19 protein-coding genes and 1 riboswitch are annotated in these 19,068 nt (G+C 42.2%); of the genes, 14 read left to right on the plus strand and 5 right to left on the minus strand.

Translation table 11 applies throughout. From position 1 onward, the window contains the following. The first annotated feature begins 110 nt into the window (after positions 1 to 110). Positions 111 to 2,906: a sensor histidine kinase gene (locus IRB79_RS03345; protein WP_243506715.1), complete on the plus strand. Its 2,796-nt coding sequence runs from the start codon at positions 111 to 113 to the stop codon at positions 2,904 to 2,906. 81 nt (positions 2,907 to 2,987) lie between these two features. Next, the gene (locus IRB79_RS03350; RefSeq protein WP_243506717.1) at positions 2,988 to 3,803 is read left to right on the plus strand and encodes a CheR family methyltransferase; all 816 of its coding nucleotides are present in this window, start codon (positions 2,988 to 2,990) and stop codon (positions 3,801 to 3,803) included. 251 nt (positions 3,804 to 4,054) lie between these two features. Here IRB79_RS03350 and IRB79_RS03355 read toward each other — a convergent pair whose 3' ends face one another. Then, positions 4,055 to 5,197, minus strand: a complete 1,143-nt coding sequence (locus IRB79_RS03355) for a SpoIIE family protein phosphatase (RefSeq protein WP_243506718.1) — start codon at positions 5,195 to 5,197, stop codon at positions 4,055 to 4,057. A gap of 348 nt (positions 5,198 to 5,545) precedes the next feature. On the opposite strand from IRB79_RS03355, the gene IRB79_RS03360 reads away from it, so the two are divergent. From IRB79_RS03360 to IRB79_RS03380, 5 genes are all read left to right on the plus strand, one after another. Next, positions 5,546 to 6,910: an aspartate kinase gene (locus IRB79_RS03360; RefSeq protein WP_243506720.1), complete on the plus strand. Its 1,365-nt coding sequence runs from the start codon at positions 5,546 to 5,548 to the stop codon at positions 6,908 to 6,910. 204 nt (positions 6,911 to 7,114) lie between these two features. Further along, on the plus strand, positions 7,115 to 7,753 hold the full coding sequence (locus IRB79_RS03365; protein ID WP_243506722.1) for a glycosyltransferase: 639 nt from the start codon (positions 7,115 to 7,117) through the stop codon (positions 7,751 to 7,753). 135 nt (positions 7,754 to 7,888) lie between these two features. Next, the gene (locus IRB79_RS03370) at positions 7,889 to 9,076 is read left to right on the plus strand and encodes an MFS transporter (protein WP_243506723.1); all 1,188 of its coding nucleotides are present in this window, start codon (positions 7,889 to 7,891) and stop codon (positions 9,074 to 9,076) included. A 183-nt stretch (positions 9,077 to 9,259) separates the two neighbouring features. After that, a riboswitch (glycine riboswitch) is annotated at positions 9,260 to 9,359 on the plus strand. A gap of 147 nt (positions 9,360 to 9,506) precedes the next feature. Then, the gene (gene purU, locus IRB79_RS03375; protein ID WP_243506724.1) at positions 9,507 to 10,373 is read left to right on the plus strand and encodes a formyltetrahydrofolate deformylase; all 867 of its coding nucleotides are present in this window, start codon (positions 9,507 to 9,509) and stop codon (positions 10,371 to 10,373) included. An 80-nt stretch (positions 10,374 to 10,453) separates the two neighbouring features. Then, positions 10,454 to 10,579 carry an FbpB family small basic protein gene (locus IRB79_RS03380; RefSeq protein WP_243506725.1) on the plus strand — a complete coding sequence of 42 codons (126 nt, stop codon included), beginning with the start codon at positions 10,454 to 10,456 and terminating at the stop codon, positions 10,577 to 10,579. A 371-nt stretch (positions 10,580 to 10,950) separates the two neighbouring features. On the opposite strand, the gene IRB79_RS03385 is transcribed toward IRB79_RS03380, so the two are convergent. Beyond that, a complete protein-coding gene (locus IRB79_RS03385; protein WP_243506726.1) occupies positions 10,951 to 11,271 on the minus strand; it encodes a hypothetical protein in 321 nt (106 codons plus the stop codon). A 314-nt stretch (positions 11,272 to 11,585) separates the two neighbouring features. Between IRB79_RS03385 and IRB79_RS03390 the strand changes: the two genes are divergently transcribed. From IRB79_RS03390 to IRB79_RS03410, 5 genes are all read left to right on the plus strand, one after another. Continuing rightward, on the plus strand, positions 11,586 to 13,340 hold the full coding sequence (locus IRB79_RS03390) for an alkaline phosphatase D family protein (RefSeq protein ID WP_243506727.1): 1,755 nt from the start codon (positions 11,586 to 11,588) through the stop codon (positions 13,338 to 13,340). Between the two features lie 15 nt (positions 13,341 to 13,355). Next, a complete protein-coding gene (locus IRB79_RS03395) occupies positions 13,356 to 13,562 on the plus strand; it encodes a twin-arginine translocase TatA/TatE family subunit (RefSeq protein ID WP_243506728.1) in 207 nt (68 codons plus the stop codon). Positions 13,563 to 13,734: 172 nt separating this feature from the next. Beyond that, positions 13,735 to 14,730 carry a hypothetical protein gene (locus tag IRB79_RS03400; protein WP_243506730.1) on the plus strand — a complete coding sequence of 332 codons (996 nt, stop codon included), beginning with the start codon at positions 13,735 to 13,737 and terminating at the stop codon, positions 14,728 to 14,730. A 319-nt stretch (positions 14,731 to 15,049) separates the two neighbouring features. Beyond that, complete coding sequence (locus IRB79_RS03405; protein WP_197204417.1) at positions 15,050 to 15,175, plus strand: FbpB family small basic protein; 126 nt, start codon at positions 15,050 to 15,052, stop codon at positions 15,173 to 15,175. 14 nt (positions 15,176 to 15,189) lie between these two features. Then, complete coding sequence (locus tag IRB79_RS03410; protein WP_243506731.1) at positions 15,190 to 15,972, plus strand: TerC family protein; 783 nt, start codon at positions 15,190 to 15,192, stop codon at positions 15,970 to 15,972. A 54-nt stretch (positions 15,973 to 16,026) separates the two neighbouring features. Here the strand turns inward: IRB79_RS03410 and IRB79_RS03415 are convergent, their stop codons facing one another. Together IRB79_RS03415 and IRB79_RS03420 are read right to left on the minus strand one after the other, a co-directional pair. Beyond that, entirely contained in the window at positions 16,027 to 16,575 is a 549-nt protein-coding gene (locus tag IRB79_RS03415) for a GNAT family N-acetyltransferase (protein ID WP_243506732.1), read from the minus strand. A 78-nt stretch (positions 16,576 to 16,653) separates the two neighbouring features. Continuing rightward, positions 16,654 to 17,145 (minus strand): DUF2269 family protein, encoded by a 492-nt coding sequence (locus IRB79_RS03420; RefSeq protein WP_243509198.1) that lies wholly within the window; start codon positions 17,143 to 17,145, stop codon positions 16,654 to 16,656. A gap of 325 nt (positions 17,146 to 17,470) precedes the next feature. On the opposite strand from IRB79_RS03420, the gene IRB79_RS03425 reads away from it, so the two are divergent. Both IRB79_RS03425 and IRB79_RS03430 read left to right on the plus strand, forming a co-directional pair. Then, positions 17,471 to 17,608 carry a hypothetical protein gene (locus IRB79_RS03425; RefSeq protein ID WP_221880513.1) on the plus strand — a complete coding sequence of 46 codons (138 nt, stop codon included), beginning with the start codon at positions 17,471 to 17,473 and terminating at the stop codon, positions 17,606 to 17,608. Positions 17,609 to 17,738: 130 nt separating this feature from the next. Further along, the gene (locus tag IRB79_RS03430) at positions 17,739 to 18,584 is read left to right on the plus strand and encodes a TVP38/TMEM64 family protein (protein ID WP_243506733.1); all 846 of its coding nucleotides are present in this window, start codon (positions 17,739 to 17,741) and stop codon (positions 18,582 to 18,584) included. 64 nt (positions 18,585 to 18,648) lie between these two features. Here IRB79_RS03430 and IRB79_RS03435 read toward each other — a convergent pair whose 3' ends face one another. Beyond that, on the minus strand, positions 18,649 to 19,020 hold the full coding sequence (locus tag IRB79_RS03435) for a PaaI family thioesterase (RefSeq protein ID WP_243506735.1): 372 nt from the start codon (positions 19,018 to 19,020) through the stop codon (positions 18,649 to 18,651). Positions 19,021 to 19,068: the final 48 nt, after the last annotated feature.

Genomic DNA, 19,068 nt, shown 5'->3' on the forward strand with positions numbered 1-19,068 from the left:
ATAAGGGTAAAGAAGCTAGTCTATTAAAATCTTAAACTCATAAACGTGAACATGAAATTGATAACGGAAACAAAGATAAAGAAAAATTGGGGGAAAGAAGGAGAGAACAGGTGAGCTTTAAGAGAAAGCAAATAATGGGTTTGGGCCTAACCGTATTTTTTATGTTTATTCTGATGTTTGTCATTCTGTCTATGGTGAATGGAATGAAGGCAAACATGCTGGAAATAGTGGAGGATCGCTATTATAAGGTAAACCAGGCTACAGAGATCAGACAGCTTTTTTACCAGACAGATCAGCAGCTGCTGAGTGTGCTCACCGACATAGAATCGGCCGATCCAGCCATGACGGCTGAATTGATTGAGGCAAACCATGAAGGGATACAAACCCGGATTCTGAAATTGGAAAATGAATTAAATAGACAGAAATCCAGCCTGCTATTAAAGGAAGTAGAACAGGCTTATGAATCATATGCCCAAATGCAAAACAGCTTTATTGGATTAATGGGAAGCGGAGATGTGAATTCCCTGGAAGATCTGTACAGGGATGAAAGGGAAAACCGAAACTCTCTTCTAGTAAAGCTGGCTGAATTTAAAGAGTATCAGGAATCGATCATGGCTGATTCGCTGGAAAGTGCAAATGAAACGTATAGCCAGTTAGTATCGACTTTGGTTGCTGCGGTTGCAATAGCCATTATTTTAATCGTCGGAGTGACGGTTTGGGTGATCAGAAGCACAGGCAGAAGCATCAGCTTAATTACAAAAGGGATTAAGGATATTGATTATCAAGACCTTTCTTCCATTTCAAGGCTGAATATCGAAACAAAAGATGAGATCGGTGAAATCGCGAAAGCCTTCAACTCTATGGCTGATTCACTCGAGAACTATTACGAGAAAGAACAGCGCTATTCGGCTGAAATCAGTGAGCAGAACTGGATTCAAAGCCAGGCTGCTGCGTTAGTAAGCATCTATAGCCAGCATGTGGCCATAGCGAATTTGGCAGATGATTTTATTTCCAGGCTGGCACCTGCCTCCGGAGCCAATCTCGGAGTCATTTATGTGAAAGATGACAGCGGAAGCAAACCTGTATTTAAAAAACAAGCTGCTTATGCAGATGGGGCGGAAGATGCAGGAAGAGACTTTTTCTTTGCCGGGGAAGGAATAGCAGGGCAAACAGTCAGGGATAAGAAAACGATATTCCTCCAAGATGTTCCTGAGGATTACAAGGTCCTATCAACTGGTTTGGGAGATGTCAGGCCGAAAAGCATCATGATGGCACCCGTCATGCTCAAAGACGAGGTCGTGGCAGTTGTGGAATTGGCAAGTTTGAGGCCATTCACTGATGCACAGATCAAGCTCCTGGAAAAAGTAATTGAAACATTAGGAATAGCCATTACGAATATTTCAGGAAGAATGGAGATCGAACGCTTATTGGCAGAATCTCAGGCACAGACAGAGGAACTGCAGGCACAGGCTGAAGAGCTGCAGTCCCAGTCGGAGGAGCTGCAGGCGCAATCTGAAGAAATGCAGAGTCAATCCGAAGAGCTGCGTATGATTAATGAACAGCTTGAAGAGCGCTCCAGAGATGCGGAAATGAAATCCGAAGAACTTCAGGCTGCCAAGGAAGAGCTGGAGGAAAAAGCAAAACAGCTGAGTTTAAGCTCAAAATATAAGTCAGAATTCCTGGCAAATATGTCTCATGAGCTGCGCACGCCGCTTAACAGCATATTGCTTTTATCAGAGATGCTGGCAGAAGACCCGGATGAAATCCTCACTGAGGAGCAGAAGGAGTTTTCCAAGGTTATTCATACATCAGGACAGGATTTGCTTACCCTGATCAATGATATTCTGGATCTTTCAAAAGTAGAAGTAGGAAAACTGGAGATCAGCTTTGAGGAAGTCAATATGTACGAAATCTCGCAGCGTATGAAGCAGCATTTTACACAAGTGGCAAAGCATAAAAACCTTGAGTTTACTGTAAGCTCTTCGGAAGAAGTGCCGCCTGTATTCAATACCGATGAGCAGCGGCTGCAGCAAATTGTGAAAAATCTCCTGTCAAATGCATTTAAATTTACGGAAGAAGGTTCAGTAGCAGTCACTTTTGAAAAAGCCGCACAGAGCGATTTCTTTGGTTTGCCGTTATCCACCTATACAGACGATTGGCTTAAAATAACAGTGCTGGATACAGGCATTGGCATTCCAGCAGAAAAGCAGCAGCTGATTTTTGAAGCCTTCCAGCAGGCTGATGGAGCTACGATGAGAAGATATGGCGGAACGGGCCTGGGATTGTCCATCTCCAAGGAATTTGCCCAGCTGCTCGGCGGCATTTGCAAAGTGGAGAGTGAAGAAGGAAAAGGAAGCCGTTTTACACTGATCATTCCGAATCTGCCAAACGGCATGCCTGAAATAGAGGCAGGTTCGCTGGCTTTTGAAGAAGCTGCTGTAACCGCTGAACCTATGGAGGAAGTGTCTGAGGCAGCAGAACCTCCAGCTGCTGAAGGGACTAGTGAAGCAGAGCATCAGCATACAGGTACCGAGCTTAAAGATAAAACAGTCATTGTCGTAGATGATGATCACAGAAATATTTATGCGCTGAAAAATGCTTTGAATAAAGAAGGCATGAATGTCCTTACAGCAGAAAACGGCATGCAGTGCCTGGATTTAATAATGGGTACAGAAAAGGTTGATATTGTGCTGATGGATATTATGATGCCGGTTATGGATGGTTATGAAACCATGAAGAGGCTTCGCGGACTGGACAGGCATCAGGATGTTCCAATCATTGCCCTTACTGCCAAGGCAATGAAAGGCGATAGGGAAAAGTGCATGGAAGCTGGTGCAACAGATTATATCAGCAAGCCATTAAAACTGGACCAGCTGCTGTCCGTTATGAGGGTGTGGCTTTCATAGATGGAACCTGGGGGGCACCAGTCCTGACATACTGACACTGTCACCATAATTTTATTCTCGAAAGTTGAGGAATGAATAGAATTGAAAAAGGAAGAATTAGAGATAGATTTGCTTTTAAAGGCCATTTACGGTTTATCCGGGTATGATTTCCGGCAATATATGCGCTCTTCTATTGCGAGGAGGATCCAAAATCGCCTTAGCAGGGATCGGCTGCCCAATATTACAAGTCTTACGGAGAAGGTAATACATGAAGATGGGTATCTGCAAAAGGTACTGAGCGATTTTTCAATCAATGTTACGGAAATGTTCCGGGACCCTTCGTTTTTTAAAGCTTTTCGAAATGAGGTTGTTCCGATGCTCAGAGAATTGCCTGAGATCAGAATTTGGCATGCTGGCTGTTCGACTGGAGAGGAAGCCTATTCCATGTCTATTTTGCTGGAAGAAGAAGGTCTGGGGGAACGAACTAAAATTTATGCCACAGACATCAATGAAAAAGTGCTAAAAAAGGCAGAGAGCGGAATGATTCCTCTGCAAAAAATGCAGCTCTATACAAAGAATTACATTATGGCAGGCGGAAGTAAATCATTTTCCGAATACTACACAACCGATTGTGAAGCAGCTTATTTGAATTCATCCCTGCTTGATCGAATGGTTTTTGCGCAGCATAATCTGGTGACCGATGGTTCTTTTAATGAATTTCATGTGATTATATGCCGTAATGTCATGATTTATTTTAATATTGATCTGCAAAGCCATGTTTTTAATCTTTTTAATGAAAGCCTCAGCATGGGAGGGTTTCTGGGACTTGGAAGCAAGGAAGCGCTGAGGATGGAAGTGCCTGTATTTGAAGAAATCAACCTGCAGGAAAAGATTTTCAGGAAGATCGCTCCTGCATAAGAAAAGCGGAAGCGCCTTGCCCACAAAGGAACGCAGACTAAGAACGCCACGTCCTGTGGCAACGTTTGTATGACCCCGAGTCCCTAGGAGCCGCAGCTAGACAGCTTGTGACCTCGAGGGGGTAGGCGCTGGAGCTAGACAATACTCGAAGTTCAAAAAATTCACATTCTTATCTTTATATAAAAACAGAGTGCAGACCCTATTTGAGGGACTGCACTCTGTTTTTTTTGCGAAAATATTATGTATACACCCTAATCTGCCTGAACCAGAACAACACACATATCATCATCAGCGCTTGCCTGCTGCTGTTTAGTCAGAATCATATCGATTGGTTCCGCTGTTCTGGCAGCATTCCAATGGAAGGATGCGAAGCGCTGAAGATATTCACAAGGGTTAAGATTATTCTGCTCCACTGCTTCTTCCACTCCGTCCGTAAACAAGAGCAGCTGGATGGAGTCTATATAGGGAATTGTTTCTTTTTGTATCGTAATATCTTCAAAAAAGCCTACTGCACACATATTGCTGGATAAGCTGACCATTTCCTTTTTATCTGTGAGTGCATATCCGGCTGGATGTCCAGCATTTACATACTCGACTGTTTTGTCTTTTTTATTAAGGACGAGATAAATGGCTGTAAAATAATATGGAATCCGCTGATTGCGCTGATTAAGGGAGTTCATCCACCGGTTTAGCTCCTTCATGACGTATTCAGGATCGCTGCATGTTCTGATGGCATCCCTTAGAACAGAAGAGATAAACATGCATACAAGGGATGCTGAAATTCCGTGGCCCATCATGTCTAGCTGAATGGCTGCAAAGCGGTGTTCATCTATTTGGTGCCAGTAATACATATCCCCTGCAAGTTTGTTGGCTGGGAGGTAGGACGCTTTTAACAGTGTATGTTCATGATAAATCGGCTCGCTCAGCATGCTGGTCTGAACCTGCATGGATAAATCCAATTCATTCTTGATTTTATTTTCCTGCTCCTTATGCCAGTCCTTTTCATATTTAAGTCTTAAAGCAGCGCGAATCCGGGCAAGCAGTTCCGTTTTATTTATGGGCTTCATAACATAATCAGTTCCGCCCGCATCAAGAGCTTCTGCTACCTTATTTGAATCTTCCAGTGCAGTTACAAAAATCACCGGTATATCCTTTAAATGTGGAATCTGTTGAAGCCGCCGGCATGCTTCAATTCCATCCATCTCCGGCATCATAATATCCATTAAGATAATGTCTGCCTTTATATCAGCTGAAAAAGGTGAATATCCCTGAAGATGCTGAAACATATCCTTTGCAGAAGAAAACGTTAAATGGTCTTTATACCCGGCGCGTTTTAATATATGCTGAATAACAAACAAATTGGCTTGATTATCGTCCACAACTAGGATTCCCATAGACTTTTTCCCTTCCCGTGTTTTTACGATTTAATTCTTTATATAAATATCCTTAACATATACCCCGTTTTGGAAAGGGGAAAACCATAATATTAATAGTTTTTTGCTTTGGGTAATCCGGCAGACCGGCATAAAATAATCTTAATATTGTAAGCGTTTTCTTTTGGTTTTCTGAAATAACATTATAAAGCGATATAATCACACAAATTAATCATATTTAATATACTTATATACCTTTGTGTATTTTTATGGTGAACATATGTGTTTTTCAGATAGAATTTTCTCTTGATTTCTTTGCGGATAAGAGTAAAATAAAGATTAAATTTTCAGAGATTAGGAGATGTCAGGATGAAAGTCGTGAAGTTCGGAGGATCTTCTTTAGCATCCGGAAAGCAAATCGAAAAAGTTTTCAATATTGTAAATGCTGATCCAGAGCGGAAGATAATAGTCGTCTCGGCTCCTGGAAAGCGATTTTCAGCAGATAATAAGGTTACTGATTTATTAATCGCATGTGCAGAGAAACGGATTCAGGGGGAAGCAGCAGATGACTTGGCTGAAGCTGTATTGGATCGGTATGGCCAAATCGCTGATGAATTGGAGCTGGGTCTGGACATTAAAGATATAATCAGGGAGGATCTTTTTACAAGGCTCTCCAGCGATACAGATGATCCTGAAGTTTTTATGGATCTGATCAAGGCGAGCGGCGAGGATAATAACGCAAAGCTTGTTGCAGCTTATTTTCAGCAGCAGGGAGTGGAAGCAAGGTATGTGAACCCGAAAGAAGCGGGATTGCTTGTAAGCCCGGAGCCCGGAAATGCACAGGTTCTTCCTGAGGCATATGTGAATCTATATTCCTTAAGGGAAGAGGACGGGATTATCATTTTTCCAGGTTTCTTTGGATATAGCAGGGATGGGCAGGTGTTCACATTTTCAAGAAGCGGATCGGATGTGACTGGTTCCATTTTGGCTGGGGCAGCCAAAGCGGACTTGTATGAAAACTTTACAGATGTGGATGCTGTATATTCGGTCAATCCATTTATTGTGGAAAGGCCTAAAGAAATCAAAGAACTGACATACCGCGAAATGCGGGAGCTTTCCTATGCAGGCTTTACAGTCCTGCATGATGAAGCGCTTGTGCCGGCATTCAGGGCTGGAATTCCTGTGCAGATTAAAAATACGAATAATCCATCTGCTCCTGGCACCAGGATTGTGAACGAGCGCGATAATACAAACGGACCTGTGATCGGGATTGCCAGTGATCAGGGATTCTGCAGCATATACGTCGGCAAATACTTAATGAACAGGGAAGTCGGCTTCGGGAGGAAGCTGCTGACCATTTTGGAAGAGTATGGCCTCAGCTATGAGCATACGCCGTCAGGAATTGATGACATCTCCATTATTCTGCGGGAAAACCAATTTACTGATGGTATGGAGGAAGAAATACTGAGCCGCATTCAACATGAACTTCACGCGGATGAGGTGAAAATCCAGCACAGCCTGTCGCTTATCATGGTGGTTGGTGAGGGGATGCGCCAAAACATCGGAACAATGGCGCGCGCCTCCAAAGCCCTCGCTAAAGCGAAAGTAAATATGGAAATGATCAATCAGGGCTCATCTGAAGTGAGCATGATGTTTGGCGTACAGGCAGTGGATGAAAAACGCGCGGTACAGGCGCTTTACAATGAGTTCTTTGCTGCGGCAGCAGTGGTGTGATAATTATACAATATCCGAAAGTAAATATGCTTTATATGCAAATAAGTACAATAAAATTCCTATTACAGCAAGATAAGGTAAATAAATCAAACGTTTGATTGAAAAGCTGGAGGCATAAACCTCGAGCTTTATTTTTTTGAATGAAAAATCTTAAGATAATCAAAATAAGAAGGAAACTTTTTCAATATGGAAGGAGAAAAGGATATGAAGAAATTACTGATCTTATTAATAATGCTGCTGATGCCGCTGAATATGCTGGCAGCCCCGGGCAATGCAGCTGCACAGAAACCGTGTATCACCCAATCAGAGGTTAAGTTTGAAAATGAATTCCGCAGATTATGGATCGACCATGTATTATGGACAAGCAATTATATTACAAGTGCTACAACAGCCGGGGCAGAGGATCAGAAGCAGGTTCTGGCAAGGCTCTTGAAAAAACAGGAGGACATCGGCAATTCGATAAAGCCCTATTATGGAGATGCTGCAGGAAATAAGCTTACAGAGCTGCTTAAGGAGCATATCGTTATTGCAGGAGATATTGTTGAAGCTGCCAAGAGCGGGCAAGGCGCCAAAGTGAATCAGCTGAACAAAGAATGGTATCGCAATGCCGATGATATCGCTGCTTTTCTAAGCGAAGCCAATCCTAATTTAAAAAATGAAGATGTAAAAAAATTGCTATACACGCATCTTGAATTAGTGACGGATGATTTAACAGCAAGCCTGGTTAAGGATTGGGATGCAAGAATTGTTTCGATTGATGATGGAATAACGCATATTATCATGATGGCAGATGCCATTTCTGATGCGGTTGTGAAGCAATTCCCGGACAAATTTAAAGGGTAAATACAAGGGGCTTCAGCACATGCTGGAGCTTCTCTTTTTTTTCCTTTGACAAAGCAGCCCGTCTCATTATAAGCTATTTAGCGTGCCGAAAAAAATAATGTAAATTTTTCACATATAGAAGGAGGGGTATCCGCTATGTCAGGGGATCAAAAGAAAAAGATGATCATATTGATGATCAATATGTTTATTGCGATCGGAAGCTTTGGGATTATCATTCCGATTTTGCCGGCTTATTTGGAATCCATTAATCAGGGGGGAACGGCAGCAGGCCTGATGATTGCCATTTTTGCGGGTGCCCAGCTGATTTTTTCTCCCATTGCGGGGAAATGGGCTGACCAGTACGGACGCAGAAAGATGATTATTTACGGGTTAGCTGGTCTGACTTTATCCATGCTTGTCTTTTATGCAGTAGATTCCATTTGGCTGCTTTACTTTTCACGTGTCATTGGAGGCATTGGGGCAGCCTTGCTGATTCCAGCTATTTTTGCTTACATTGCAGATATTACTACCATGGAGCAGCGTGCAAAAGGAAATGGCCTTGTCTCAGCTGCGATGTCACTTGGAATTGTTGTTGGACCTGGAATTGGCGGATTTTTGGCAGACTTCGGCTTGAAAATGCCATTTCTGATTTCAGCACTTGTATCTCTAGTGGCTGTTATTTTTTCAATTGTGCTCCTCAAAGAAAGCAGCACATTGCAGACCGTGCCAGGAGAGATGCCTGAAGAGGAACCAATGGTCAAGAAGCTGGCAATGTCTGTTAAGAAGCCTTATTTTATTCCGCTTGTCATTACATTGGTGATGAGCTTTGGGCTAATGGCGTATGAATCTGTGCTGGGGCTGTACCTTGATAATGAGTTTGCTGCTACTCCCCAGGAAATTGCCATTATGGTGACTTCAACGGGGGTCATTAGTGTAATTGTTCAGTTATTTGTAGTTGATCGGGTGGTTAATAAATTCGGAGAAGGAAAGGTATTGAATATCTTTTTAGCTGTTGCAGCGTCAGGATTCCTTGTCTCGCTGTTTGCAGGCAGCTATGCGCTTTTCTTCGTTATTTCGCTGATCATTTTCCTTGCTACTTCCATCCTGCGTCCGGTTTTAACCACGCTAATCTCAAAAATGGCCGGCAATGAGCAGGGATTTGCGATGGGTATGAACAATGCTTATATGAGTATTGGAAACGTGCTTGGGCCAACGATTGCCGGTGTACTTTACGATGTGCGGATTACCTATCCGTTTGTTCTCGGTCTGGCCTTATTGATCGTTACATTGTTTATCACGATTGCTTGGCAAAAAAAGGAGCCGAAACCGAAAGCGGCTGTATAGAAAACGGCTTGGAGACATTGTCTTCAGGCTTTTTTTTTCCGCCCTTTATTCAAAAGCAAATTATTAATCGGAATTTAAAGAAAATAGTTGGTTATAATTGTGGCAATTTTGTGAAAGAAACGCAGTTCGATTGACACGGTTTAAATAATGTATTATTCTGAAAATAACAAAAATATTGAGCGAATGACGGCTGCGGGAGAGAGCATTCAATAGCCACCGAAGGAGCAAGCTTCAAAAATACCCTTGAAGCCAATCTCTCAGGTAGACAGACCGCAGTCAGACGCATCTCTGGAGAGCGCGCAGGAATCTTGCGACACCAAAGGGGTCAAACTCTCAGGTAAAAGGACAGAGAAGGGGGATGAAGAAGCCGCCTTTTTCTGTCCTTTTTATATGGATGGCAGCTTCGGGAAATGCAGATGGAGGAATCTATATGAATACAAATATCAACGCAAACCGGGCGACATTGCTGATATCCTGTCCTGAGAGGCCAGGCATTATCTCCACAGTCTCCAATTTCCTGCTGGAGCATAAGGCTAACATTGTCCATTTTGACCAGCACACAACCGATCCGCTGGCAGGCATCTTCTTTATGCGGATTGAATTCGATATGAATCATTTTGATGAGTCCTTTTCAAAACTGAAAGAGGATCTGCCTGAAATGGCCAGGGAATACTCAATGGAGTGGAAGCTGAGCGGCAAAGGCGAGCGCAAGCGGATGGCCATATTTGTTTCTAAGATGGATCACTGTCTGCTGGAGCTGCTATGGCGCTGGAAGTCGAAGGAGCTTGAAGTGGATATTCCCTTGGTGATCAGCAATCATCCCGACATGAGGGAAGTGGTGGAGGGTTTTGGAATACCTTATCATCATGTTCCGATTACACCTGACACTAAAGCTGAAGCCGAGCAAAAGTCGGTGGAGCTGCTGGATGGAAAAGTGGATTTCATTGTACTGGCGAGATATATGCAGATTCTTTCGCCGAGCTTTATTTCCAAATATCCAAATAGGATTATCAATATCCATCATAGCTTTCTGCCAGCCTTCGTGGGAGCCAATCCTTATGCACGGGCGTTTAACCGCGGAGTCAAGCTGATTGGGGCAACAGCTCATTATGTAACGAATGATTTGGATGAAGGCCCGATCATTGAGCAGGATGTCCAGCGGGTTAATCACCGCCACACTGCACAGGATCTCAAAATTGCAGGACGTCATGTGGAAAGACAGGTTCTAGCCCAGGCAGTCGCCTGGCATGTGGAAGACAAAGTTATTGTGCATGGAAATAAGACGATTGTATTTTAGGTGACAGACAACATGCTCTGTCAAAAAAAAAGATCCAGCATCCAAGAGTTTACGAACATCGTGAGAGAAGGTGAGCAGAAATGAAAAAGAAAAAATTATCAATGATTGAAATGATTAAGGCAAATAAAGAAGAGCTTTTAAAAGATAGCCGTGAGCTTGAAAAGATCGAAAAGAAGATAGACGATAAATATGCAAAAGCACATTAAGAATGAACACCCAGCCTGGGAATAAAACAGGCCGGGTGTTTTTTTATGAGCTGAGTTAAAAAGTGAAAATGGCGGGAGATGTATTGAGGATTAGTGCCTGCGGGAAGAGCAGGGAATGAACGAAGGGAGCTAATGAGGGGACGAAGGGAACTAATGCAGATAAGTAGTTCCTGTTGATAGAAAAAACTAAAAACACCCAGGGAGTCCCTGGGCGCCAACTTCTTATTTTTGTCTAAAGAAATCTGTGAAAGCATGATACATTTCCATTCCCTGATAAAAGAACAGGCTGGAAGCTGTTAATGAAAATAACCCAATCATTAAGAATCGAATCCACATTATTCGTTTCCTCCTTTAATTGTTTTGTTGGACAATTAAGGAGTGTGGATTACATAATTCGCCTCGTAGAAGATGGGAGTATAGAATATCCTTTTCCTGCGGGCGATGATGTGCAGGGCACTGTATATAAAAAGGATAATGGTTAGGATTGTGATGGCTAAAGAAATCATATCCTGTGTAAAGATATGTTTTTTAGGATCATCTTTTAATAGGAAACTCTCGGTAAAGTCCGAAACAGTTACCGCTTTGCTTTGGTCCATTGGAATATCATTAAAATGGACACCAGGGTACTGGGTGATGAGGAAGGTTAAAAATACAGACAGCATTAAAAATGGCATTAACTTCATTTTTTTCATTCCCTCACCCCTTTTCAAGATTATAACTATCATCATAACCACTATTTATAGATTAGTAAACTAAAAGATTTTGACAGGATTCGTTAATATTCTATGTATATATTGTAAAAATAGTTGGGACAAATGATACAGGGGTACAAAGGCATTTTGGCTGCAAGTCTGGATTATAGGTTGAATGAATAACCAAATCCTTACAAAAGTCCTGATAAAATAGGCAGAGGTATTGTCATTCTCCTTTACACATCTTCATATTGCTTTAAAAAAAGCCTCTTATAATCAAATGTGAATCCAGATTGAATTAAGAGGTGAAGAAAATGAACAATGAGAGGTCAATTGATGATTTAATCAGGAAGTTTAATGAAGAGAACTTGAAGAGGGACATTGACCGCCGGAGCTTTCTATCTGGTGCAGGGAAAATTGCCGGTTTTTCGCTTGCCCTGGCTATGGCGCAATCATTAGGTATGGGCAATCTAAAGGTTGATGCTGCTCCTAAGTTCAGCAAGTATCCTTTTACGCTCGGTGTTGCATCAGGAGATCCTCTTTCGGACAGTGTGGTTTTATGGACAAGGCTTGCACCAGATCCGCTTAATGGAGGCGGGATGCCTAATCATGCTGTGCCAGTCAAATGGGAACTTGCTGAAGATGAACACTTCCGTAAAGTTGTTAATCGCGGAACAGAAATTGCAGTGCCGGATTTGGCACATTCTGTGCATGTGGAGGCAGAAGGCTTAATGCCGAACACTGTCTATTATTATCGTTTTAAATGTGGAAATGAACTAAGCCCCATCGGCAAAACAAAGACGCTTCCGGCTGCAGGTGCCAAAGTATCAGGTCTATCATTTGCATTTGCTTCATGCCAGCAGTATGAACATGGATTTTTTACAGCCTATCAGCATATGGCAAAGGAAAATCTGGATTTTGTCATTCACCTTGGCGACTACATATATGAATATGGGCCAAATGAATATATTTCACCAACAGGAAATGTTCGCCACCATAGCGGACCGGAAATTATCTCTATTGAAGATTATAGGAACCGCCATGCTCAGTACAAATCTGACCCACATCTGAGAGAAGCTCATGCTGCTTTCCCTTGGGTGGTAACTTGGGATGACCACGAAGTGGAAAATAACTATGCAGCAGGGATTCCGGAAAAAGGCCAGTCAGCTGAAGCATTTATTAAACGCCGTGCTGCCGCTTATCAGGCATACTATGAGCACATGCCGCTCCGGCTATCTTCCATGCCAAATGGTGATGGTATGCAGCTGTATAGGGAATTCAGCTATGGCAGCCTAGCGTCATTCCTTGTGCTTGATTCCCGGCAATATCGGGATGATCAGGCAAATGGTGATGGCAGCAAGCCACATACGCCGGAGTCGCTTGATCCAAACCGCACTCTTCTTGGCAATGAACAGGAACAATGGGTTGAAAGCAATCTTGCCAGCTCCAAAGCGCATTGGAATGTACTTGCACAGCAGGTGTTCTTTGCCCAGAGAAATTTCGGGACAATTGCCTCGCCGAAGTTGAGCATGGATGCATGGGATGGTTACCCTGCTGCCCGGCAGCGTTTGGCTGATTTTGCTGCTTCAAACAATATGGGAAACCTAATTGTTCTGACTGGGGATGTTCATGCAAGCTGGGCTTCCAATATTCTAACAGACTATAATGATCCAAATGCAAAGCTGATTGGGGCCGAATTTGTCGGAACCTCTATCACATCAGGTGGAAACGGATCAGATGTGAGAGCGGATACGGAAAAGACACTTGCAGAAAATCCGCATATTAAGTTCTTTAATAATTATAGAGGCTATGTCCGCTGCCAGGTAACACCAGAGCAATGGCGTGCAGATTATCGGGTTCTTCCTTTCGTAACAGAGCCTGGGGCGGATATTTCAACGAGAGCATCCTTTGTTTTTGAAAAAGATCAGGCTGGCTTGAAACAGGTTTCGGCTTCAGCTGTACCTCAGGGAGTTCGAATATCTGCTGAGGTGGAGGAAGACCGCCATCGCGCCCATACCCGGGCACATGAAAAGCAGCTTAAGAAAAAGCGTGAAAAAGTATTACATTAAAGGGACGGTGAGAAGATGATATCGAACATTGGCATTCCAGGCTTAATTCTCGTTCTTGTCATTGCATTGATCATATTTGGGCCATCCAAGCTTCCCGAAATCGGGAGGGCATTTGGGCGGACCTTAACGGAGTTTAAAAGTGCCGCAAAAGATTTAGTGTCAGATGAGGTAAAGAATGAAGAGAAAAAACCAGTGCTTTCGGCTTTAAAAAAAGATAATTAAGAAGGTGAAGACAGGCGATGCGTATTCGCCTGTTTTTAATCTTAATTATGTGAAACATTTCACATAATGTTCATTTTTGAATAATCCACAGTATAGGGAGGTATATTATATTAATACTGTACTTATATTGTTTATATAATTTTTAACTGCAGTTCAAGGAGGCGCGATCATCATGAAAAAAATATTTCAGCTTTTATTAATATCAGGATTAGTCATGACGCCTTTTTTTACGAGTGCTCATGTGAAATGGTTCACGAATGTGACACCTCAAAAGGAAACGATTGAAAATATATTATCGCCTTTATTTATGGGACTGGCACTGACAGCTGCGATTGTACTTGCGATGCTGACATTGATTATCCCAAGGACAGCGCAATGGGGCAAAGTTAAAAAGCTTGATGACTGGCTCTCAGGATTCCGCAAATACAGCAGGTATATCCTTAAGTATGGTACAGCAGCTGCTTTAATAATCCAGGTGACGAATGGAACATTATTTGCGCCTGAATTTCATTTAACCAATACGATTGCAATGATTCTAACTTGGGCAGCGATTGGCTTTCTGCTTATTCCGCATCATATCTCTACAAAGGCCGGAGCCATTATTTTACTAGGACTATTTATGTACGTTACCCTTCAGAATGGTATCTTCCATATGCTTGATTATGGATATTATGTTGCCATTATTGGTGTCTTGCTGGTCGGCAGCACGAAGCTTGAGAAGGTTGGATTTCCATTCCTGTATTTAGGCACAGGTTTATCTTTATGCTGGGTGGCTGTCGAAAAATGGGTATATCCAAGCATGTCTCTCGATATTGTAGCCAATCACGGAGTTCCCACATTCGGCTTTGCACCGGCTGCATTCGTTGTTATGGCTGCATTCATTGAGTTTGTTGTCGGTTACCTTCTAGTGGTAGGGATCCTTAACCGAGTAGTTGGCTTCGTCGTGACGGTTATTTTTATCACAACCACGATGCTGTTTGGAATGACAGAAGTAATCGGTCATTTTATGATCCATATTGTGCTGATTATCTTCATCATTGAAGGGGTGTCTTTCTATAACCCGCCTATTAAGCTGCATAAAACCAAGGCTGATCAATTTGTGTTTGTATTCCTGAACTTTATTTTCGTCCTTGCGACATTCATTCTGATTTATTACCGATTTGCATAAGGGTTGACGACTTAAGAAAAATAGAATATGATTAACGTATAGTTGAATAGTTTCTCCTAAAGGGGAGTAGCTTTTACAGCAGAGTCGTCATTTCGGAGTTAAGAGCTCCCGGCTTTGTTGGCAACCTTAACGTTGTTAGCAAGACCTTTGCCTGTTTCGGGTAAAGGTCTTTTTGTTTTTTTGAAACCTTTACCGCTTGCTGGTAGAGGTTTTTTTATTGCCCGATATAGCTTGGCAATGGAAATCCTCAATCGACATAACTGCAGGGAAACAGTGCGAAGCTTTCAATACTTAAAAAATAGAAGGAAAGGAGACCAAGATGAAAAAAGCTAAAGTATCATTTGCAGAATTAATTAAAAAAAACAAAGAAGAGCTGCTGAGAGATCAAGAATTGCTGGCTAAAATTGAAAAACGTTTAGACGAAAAATACACAAAGGTGAAATAAGGGAGGGTGTTTAGATGGAATTATCACTAATACTTGAATATGGATGGGTATTGCTGCTGCTTGTGGCGCTGGAGGGTTTATTGGCTGCTGATAACGCGCTGGTGCTGGCGATTATGGTTAAGCACCTTCCGGAGGAGCAGAGGAAGAAAGCTTTATTTTACGGGTTGGCTGGAGCGTTTGTTTTCCGCTTTGGATCGTTATTTGCGATTTCATATTTAGTAGATGTATGGCAGGTTCAAGCCATTGGAGCGCTATACCTTCTGTTTATCGCGGCTAATCACATATTAAGAAAATTTCTTGTGAAAAAAGGCGAGGAAGAAGCAGAAGTAACGAAAGAAAAGAAACAATCTGGTTTTTGGCTGACAGTATTTAAAGTTGAGCTAGCTGATATAGCATTCGCTGTAGATTCCATTCTGGCAGCGGTCGCTCTGGCCGTGGCTCTTCCGGATTCAGGACTTGGCCATATAGGTGGACTTGACGGCGGAAAGTTCTTTGTCATCTTTGCCGGCGGTATGATCGGATTGATCATTATGCGTTTTGCTGCAAACCTCTTTGTAGATCTGCTTCACAGGAGACCTGGACTTGAGGTTGCAGCATTTGGTATTGTCGGCTGGGTTGGTGTCAAATTGGCTGTCTATACAATGTCCCATCCGGCGCTGGCGATCCTGCCTGAAGGATTTGCCAAGTCGACCGAATGGAAAGTTACTTTTTATGTAGTCTTAATTGGAATAGCATTAGCTGGATGGTTCCTTTCCAAGGAAAAACAGGAAGTGCCAGCTGAAGAAAAAGCAAGCTAAATCAAGCAGGGCGGAGTATATCTGCCCTGTTTTTTTATGTAGAGGATAATTCAATCAAACGTTTGATTGAATACCCCTTAGCCCGGCGCTGGCCTGCCATTCAGCTTTCAGGATGCTCATTTCTATCAAGTTCCAATAATCATTTCTAACTTTATTGGTCTGCCTGAGAAGTCCTTCTTTTTGGAAACCTGCCTGCTCGTAAATCTTAATAGCAGGCAGATTAAAATCGAAAACCCCGAGACTGATTCTATTTAATTTCAGCTCTTGGAACGCTAAGTTCAGGATTTGATGAATCATTTCTGAAGCATACCCTTTCCCCCGTGCTGCGGGGCAGATGAAAACCTTGCCAATCCTCGCAGTTTCGTTGACACGGTCAACCCTGCCAAGGGAAATATGACCGACGATTTCATCGTTTGCCATAACTTTGTAGATGTATTCCGAGCTGGTTTCCAGATTCGCAGAGCTAACATACTTAGCAAGCTGCTCATGATTAAGCGGGAATTTGAAATGGGCACCGCTCCACTGAACCATTAATTCCGGTGTGCTGATCCAGCTGATGAGCAAATCGAAATCTTTTTCTGTAAAAGGTTCTAATTTTACCATGGGAATCTCCTTCTTATTAATTAAACGTATGATTGAAATGCTTGGTTTAAAAATGATAGTCGGGATGGGCTGCCAGCTTTATTTTTGCCTTTTCTTTTTCCAAGGACGCAAGACGGATATCGCAAAAATGAAAAGGGTGACTGCAATTTGAAAGTAGACGGCATACTGTCGAACAGTATGATTATCTATGAAAACAGGATTTGTCAGCGCCTTGCTGCCTTCTGCTTCAAGCAGGGCCAGATTTTCCACCATTAATTCATCGACAATTGTAATGCCGACAATAGTTTGGATAATAAATAAAATCCACTTAATTGTTACCCATCTGTGCTTGAAAAACCCCCAATTTGTAAAACAGCCATAAATAATGCCCACCAGTAATGTGCCGACAGCACCAGTCCGCACAATATAGTCGCTGATAGCCACCACGTTTTGGTACATATCCAATGTTTGATCATAAGCAGCTAACTTCATGTTGAAATTCAAAACGAGTGAGCTCATGATCCCTCCGAAAAATAAGGAAACCAGAACGATATGAAGAATTTTTAGCCATCTGGCTGCTTTTGTTCCCATCTTTTTCAACCTTTTTCCCTCCTTGTTAAATCACTTTATAAGTGTAGCAAGGGAAAAAGGCTGTCCCTATCAGCCTGAGCAGTAAATTGAGATAGGGCTTGGGGCTTAGTTTCCTTATCAACCTTTATGAATCACGTTGCATGCACTCAGCAGTTTTCCATTGGGATCCAATCTTCCGTTTTGTGGTATATCAACATATTAATCCTTCCTTTCAATTGCTATTTTACCTATTTTACAAAGGGCCGGAAAAATCCTTCTATATATGCGTGAAATGCAAGTAATGGTACATATTAATTTAGAGAACCATAAGGAAGGAGCAAATGAATTGACCAGAAGAGATGAGCAAAATAAACAACAGGCTCAAGGCCCAAAAGAGGAGAGGGAGCTTGTCAATGAGTTTGGAAAACATGAAGGAAATCAGCCTGTTCCGCAGCCTAAGGATTATGATGAGATAGAGTATTAGAAAAAGCAGGATATGCCCTGCTTTTTTAATATAAGTCTCTGGCCTTAGATTATTTTAATGCCAAGGGAGCTTAATCCTCCTTGTATTCTTTTCTAAACTATAGTTAAGAAAAGCAAGAAGGGGAAAATGTATGAATGGAAAAATTGAAGTTAGTTTGCATGGGCTTATCATTTTATTAGCGTTGTATATATTGTTTAATTTAATGCCGACACTTTTGCCGGCTTATAAATGGGTTATCATTACAGGCATGGCTGCCATATTAGTGTTGGATTTTTACTTTTTTGCTGCAGGCAAGTGGTCTCGATTAAAATACAGCAGACTGGCACTGATGTTTATGTTCAGTCTGCTGTTAATTGTTTTTATTACCTTTTATTTAACAAAGATACTCGTTCTGACTGATGCCTATGGGCTCGAGAGTATGCTGAGGGAATATGAGGCGGAAGGGAAGCTCATCTTTTTCTTGGTTTGCTTTTTACAGCCCATTCTTTTGCCGCTTCCCGAAGCCGTAACACTGCCTGCCGGAAGTGCCGTTTTCGGTCCCGCTGCCGCTGCCTTTCTTGGATTTACAGGAACAATTTCCGGGATTATTGTTATGTTCTGGACTGCAAGGATAGGAGGGTTAAAGCTTGTATCGAGGTTTATAAAGGAACGGCATCTGATAAAATACCAAAAATACATGGAAAAAAATGAGAACACTATACTAATGCTGCTGTTTGTTATTCCGATATTGCCAGATGAAATCATTTGTGTTGGAGCAGGAATGGGTGGGGTTTCATTTAAAAAGTTCCTGGGAATTGCCTCTATTTCCAAAATGGCAACTTCCTTGCTGCTGGCTTACTCTCTTTCTTTGGCCCATGCATTATCCTTATCTGCCTCACAGCTTTTATTAGTCGTTTCGGTTGTGATAGGGGTATTTTACAGTGTATCTCACTTTTATAAAAAGAAGAAGAAAAGAAACTATGAGGATTGTCCGTAGTCTTAAAATGGTTCCTCCTATCGCTGTCAGCGAAACTATTCAGGCAACGATAGGATCAATCACTCTAGATAGATGCGAAGATTCCCGATGCTTTGGCAACCAGCTGATCCTGGTCGTTATAAATCAGGCAGTCTGTATGGTTGAGGGTGCGCCCTCTTTTCACAAGGTAAGCATTAGCGATAAGAAATTCACCTGTCGCCCCCTTTAGGAAAGTGACCTTTAAATCAGCCGTCACCACGGATTGCATCTGGTTTTCATCCGGCTCGAATATATTCCCCATCGCTACATCCGCAAGAGTGGAAATAATGCCTCCATGAACCAGCCCCGCGCTGTTAATAAAGAGCGGCTGGATTGGCAAAGTGACTTTCATATTGCTTTCACTGACTCTTTCGTAATGGAATTTCAGAAATTCATCAAAAGGCTGTTTAATTAGCATTTTGTACACTCCAATTTCATTAAGGTTAAAATGTTTATTCCCGATTTT

Source organism: Cytobacillus oceanisediminis, from assembly GCF_022811925.1.
Classification (GTDB): Bacteria; Bacillota; Bacilli; order Bacillales; family Cytobacillaceae; genus Cytobacillus; species Cytobacillus oceanisediminis_D.

What these genes read in the sequence shown, in the direction of transcription:
- IRB79_RS03390 (WP_243506727.1), top strand. Translation starts at nt 11,586, where the DNA reads ATGAACAATGAGAGGTCAATTGATGATTTAATCAGGAAGTTTAATGAA.
- IRB79_RS03355 (WP_243506718.1), bottom strand. Translation starts at nt 5,197, where the DNA reads ATGGGAATCCTAGTTGTGGACGATAATCAAGCCAATTTGTTTGTTATT.
- purU (WP_243506724.1), top strand. Translation starts at nt 9,507, where the DNA reads ATGAATACAAATATCAACGCAAACCGGGCGACATTGCTGATATCCTGT.
- IRB79_RS03370 (WP_243506723.1), top strand. Translation starts at nt 7,889, where the DNA reads ATGTCAGGGGATCAAAAGAAAAAGATGATCATATTGATGATCAATATG.
- IRB79_RS03400 (WP_243506730.1), top strand. Translation starts at nt 13,735, where the DNA reads ATGAAAAAAATATTTCAGCTTTTATTAATATCAGGATTAGTCATGACG.
- IRB79_RS03420 (WP_243509198.1), bottom strand. Translation starts at nt 17,145, where the DNA reads ATGGGAACAAAAGCAGCCAGATGGCTAAAAATTCTTCATATCGTTCTG.
- IRB79_RS03415 (WP_243506732.1), bottom strand. Translation starts at nt 16,575, where the DNA reads ATGGTAAAATTAGAACCTTTTACAGAAAAAGATTTCGATTTGCTCATC.
- IRB79_RS03365 (WP_243506722.1), top strand. Translation starts at nt 7,115, where the DNA reads ATGAAGAAATTACTGATCTTATTAATAATGCTGCTGATGCCGCTGAAT.
- IRB79_RS03385 (WP_243506726.1), bottom strand. Translation starts at nt 11,271, where the DNA reads ATGAAAAAAATGAAGTTAATGCCATTTTTAATGCTGTCTGTATTTTTA.
- IRB79_RS03395 (WP_243506728.1), top strand. Translation starts at nt 13,356, where the DNA reads ATGATATCGAACATTGGCATTCCAGGCTTAATTCTCGTTCTTGTCATT.
- IRB79_RS03430 (WP_243506733.1), top strand. Translation starts at nt 17,739, where the DNA reads ATGAATGGAAAAATTGAAGTTAGTTTGCATGGGCTTATCATTTTATTA.
- IRB79_RS03410 (WP_243506731.1), top strand. Translation starts at nt 15,190, where the DNA reads ATGGAATTATCACTAATACTTGAATATGGATGGGTATTGCTGCTGCTT.
- IRB79_RS03435 (WP_243506735.1), bottom strand. Translation starts at nt 19,020, where the DNA reads ATGCTAATTAAACAGCCTTTTGATGAATTTCTGAAATTCCATTACGAA.
- IRB79_RS03405 (WP_197204417.1), top strand. Translation starts at nt 15,050, where the DNA reads ATGAAAAAAGCTAAAGTATCATTTGCAGAATTAATTAAAAAAAACAAA.
- IRB79_RS03360 (WP_243506720.1), top strand. Translation starts at nt 5,546, where the DNA reads ATGAAAGTCGTGAAGTTCGGAGGATCTTCTTTAGCATCCGGAAAGCAA.
- IRB79_RS03380 (WP_243506725.1), top strand. Translation starts at nt 10,454, where the DNA reads ATGAAAAAGAAAAAATTATCAATGATTGAAATGATTAAGGCAAATAAA.